6 protein-coding genes are annotated in these 3327 nt (G+C 51.8%); all 6 read right to left on the bottom strand.

Annotated features, from left to right (window positions below; translation table 11 throughout):
• On the bottom strand, positions 1–1439 hold a 1439-nt coding region (locus tag QP968_RS11025; RefSeq protein WP_284856441.1), incomplete at its 3' end, for a DUF6531 domain-containing protein.
• Between the two features lie 126 nt (positions 1440–1565).
• On the bottom strand, positions 1566–1859 hold the full coding sequence (locus QP968_RS11020; RefSeq protein ID WP_284856440.1) for a WXG100 family type VII secretion target: 294 nt from the start codon (positions 1857–1859) through the stop codon (positions 1566–1568).
• A 41-nt stretch (positions 1860–1900) separates the two neighbouring features.
• Positions 1901–2236, bottom strand: coding sequence for a WXG100 family type VII secretion target (locus QP968_RS11015; RefSeq protein WP_284856439.1), 336 nt, complete (start codon positions 2234–2236; stop codon positions 1901–1903).
• A gap of 138 nt (positions 2237–2374) precedes the next feature.
• Entirely contained in the window at positions 2375–2674 is a 300-nt protein-coding gene (locus QP968_RS11010; RefSeq protein ID WP_284856438.1) for a WXG100 family type VII secretion target, read from the bottom strand.
• 7 nt (positions 2675–2681) lie between these two features.
• Positions 2682–3008, bottom strand: coding sequence for a hypothetical protein (locus QP968_RS11005; protein WP_284856437.1), 327 nt, complete (start codon positions 3006–3008; stop codon positions 2682–2684).
• Positions 3001–3327, bottom strand: a 327-nt coding sequence (locus QP968_RS11000; protein WP_284856436.1) for a hypothetical protein, incomplete at its 5' end; no start/stop codon positions are given. The genes QP968_RS11000 and QP968_RS11005, both read right to left, overlap by 8 nt.

The following is a 3327-nucleotide window of genomic DNA, read 5'->3' as shown; positions in this document are numbered from 1 at the left end:
CCTAGTGATGGGCAGCGATCTTCAACTCCAACACTGTTGGTGGTGGGGGCAGGGGTGTCGAAAAGCCGGAAGATATAGGTCACACCGGCAGCGATATCACGCACCCGGTAGTGGCCGTCTGCATACGACAACAGCCATGGCCTGCCATCAGCACGGACTTCTGATCCATCCTCCGGTGCGGGTGGGAAGGTCAGCAATGCTCCGTCTGGGGCTGCCATGAGTACTTCGTGTTCGCAGATTTCAATGCGCACATCCATCGTCGATACCCACCGTGGGCCCAGCGCACGACCAAGCTCATGGTTGGTGTTGGCATTACGGTCAACGGTGATAGGCAAAATACCATCGATGAAGATGTCGGTTTCAAAATCGACCATGTTGCCTGTCGCCATGTCGACTGGTTCAGCGGCAAAGCAGATCTGTTTGCCGCGGGTGACTGTTTTGTAATAGGACTTGGCAAGCTTTTCATTAGCAATTGCCTTAACCCCGGAGGCTGATTTAAGCGCGGCTTTATTAGCACCTGCTTTAACAGCTGACATTGCTTTATTGCCTGCTTTAGAGGTTTTGTTGGCAATGTTGGCGACTTTGCCGCCGAGTTTTCCGGCTTTGGCTGCCTTCGCGAAAACACCAAGTGGTCCTGCCGTAGCCAGATCAAAGAGAGCTTCGGCCCAACTACAGCCACCAGAGGCAGCAAGCAGCATTTTCAAACCCACACCCACACCAACGAGGATGGCGCCAAGGACAGGGCAGACAAACATAAGGATGCCGCCGATGATCTGAAGCGCATCAGAAATCAAACTAATGATATCGGCGTGTTCACGCATAAAGGCAGCAAAGTCATCCCATGCTTGCTTGAGCCAGTGTGGATTTTCTTCGAAACGTTCTTTAGCTTCTTGAGCAATCGCCGCAGCCTGGGTGCGCACTTCCCCACCCAGGGAGTCCTTAATACCATTAGCTGCTTGAATATCAGCTTCCCACAGACCTTTAGCCGTTTCATACTTAGCCATCGCTGCAGCAACCTCCGGAGCTGCAGCACCAGCAGTACCAGCTGCTGCTGCTTCAGCCGCGTTGACTTCAGCAACCGCAAGTTGAACCGCCTGATGATGAATACGTGCATCAGCACGCACCGTGCTCATCTGTTTCCTAAACCCCTCAAGAGCACGAGCGTAATGAGCAATAGCATCTGCCACACCAACATGCGCATTACCGGTCGTAGTCAGGTTCTTAGGAAAATCACCATTGACCAGTTCACGAAACCGGTCACCTTCCGTGCCAACAAAACCACCATCGTTAATGGAACGCATGCTACTTGCAGCAGAAAGCGCCGCTTCGCCGAAGTCACGCCACCGAGTGGCAGCAGCATGCAAGGTTCCTGGGTTTCCGCCGAGACGAAAATGAGCTGGATCAAAAGTGGCAAACGGGGCCAACGGCAACAAAGGCATAGCTGGAGGTGACCTTTCACAAAGCTTCAAACCCACCTAGTGCAGGTGGCGTGAGACACGTAGAAAACCTAAATTAAGAGGGTTCCCCCACACACAGGGAAACCACAATAGAAAGCAGCGGACTAACTACTGACCAGCAATCGACTGAGAAACACGCGAACGCGTCTCCGAGACCGCGGAAGTGTTTTCGTCTAGTGCAGAACGCACCTGACCCAAAATGGACTTCAGGTTTTGTGCAGCAGAAGACCATTTACCGTGCACACCGCGGTAGGCTTCCTGCTCAGAACCTTCCCACCCAGCGGCAAGTTTCTGCATGTCGGACTCCATCTCCGACAAGGTGTTTTCAATGCTGTTCATCACATTGTTGAGATCATCAGCAGCAGCTTGTGCGTGCTCATTGTTATATGCATAGACCGACATTGAAGGCCTCCTTAAATCATGGGGTATCAGGGCGAGGAATATTAGAGGATTGGGCCATTATTGAAATCCATGCCAGCAAAACGCTGCTGCAGCATAGAAGTCTGCTCTTCTTCACCGGCCTGGTAATCCTTGCCGGCCTGCTCCACACGACCAGTCAACTCCTCAAGCGCGGAGTTAATATGCTCCATATTTTCATGCCAAGCATTAGTCATGTTTTCCCAGGCAGCCACAGAGCTACCCTTCCAAGAACTCTTCAACGGCTCAATAGCACTGATGAACTGACCCGCCTGGGTCGTCAACTGGGAATGATTAGTTTGAAGCGACGAAACATGGGTTGAAACTGCTGAATGCTCAACAGACATATTCTGCGAGGACATACACACACTTCCTTTCATAAACAATGGATTTTCAGCTGCCGGACATCTACCGCACAACTACGGCGCTGCCCGCGGCAACAAAGCCGACCTCTTCATACGTTGACCCCCTCACTTTCAGCGATAAAAAAGGTATGGTTGCTACTTCATCTCATCGAGCGCTTTTTGAATTTCATCGCGCATCATGGTGTTACCCTTATCCACCTCATCAAGAACATGGGCCACATCCTTTAAAATGTTGTTCACCTCGTGGGCAGCCTTACGCCACTCCTGTGAAGCAGTGTCATACAAATCCGACTCCGAGCCTTCCCAATCAGGGCGCAAAGCGAGAACATCGCTGTGAATATCCCAGATTGTGCTTCGGATGTCCTCCATCACCGTGCGAATATCTTTCGACGACGCATGAGCCGTAGATGTTCTAAAAGAAAAAACATCAGACATAATCTTCCTACCCCTCGCCCGCACCAGATAGCTGATTTGCCATGTCTTGCAAAGCATTGGCAGTCTCACTATCAAAAGTGCCCACAGCCTCAGAAATCGTGGCGGACGCCTCAGCAAGAATCGTCACATTCTCCAACAACGTCTTCCGCGACTGCTTCCACTGGTCATAAAAATCCGTCACCGCAGCAGTGATCTGCTCACCATGAACCGAATCAACACCCTCAGAACCAACAGCAGCCGGCTCAACCTCAGAAACCAACTGCTCAATCGACTGCAAACTCGAAGAAATCTCCCGAAGATCTGCAACCGGAACCCGCCAAAAATCACTAGACATCTACGTCAACACTTCCTTGACTATCCACCCACACCCGCGAACTCTCAGCATCCACAGGCGCAGCAGTTTCATCAACTACGTTTCCTACAGGTAACTGCTCAACTTCACGCAGCTGCTCAGTGATCTCCGGCCACGCAACCACACTTGCCGCCACACGACCAACAATCGCCTTCACATCTTCACCAGTATCCGCATCCGGTGCCGTTGCAGACACCGCCAACGTCCATGTCGTTGACGGCACAGGAACAAACGCCTGATGGGTATACACCGTGCGACGATCAGTCACAGGACCCGCCAACGAAGAAGAACTATGCAAAAC

The sequence above is a fragment of the Corynebacterium sp. MSK041 genome, from assembly GCF_030232265.1.
Classification (GTDB): Bacteria; Actinomycetota; Actinomycetes; order Mycobacteriales; family Mycobacteriaceae; genus Corynebacterium.
Note: the sequence above shows the minus strand (reverse complement) of the source record. Positions and strands in the feature narration are given on the sequence as shown.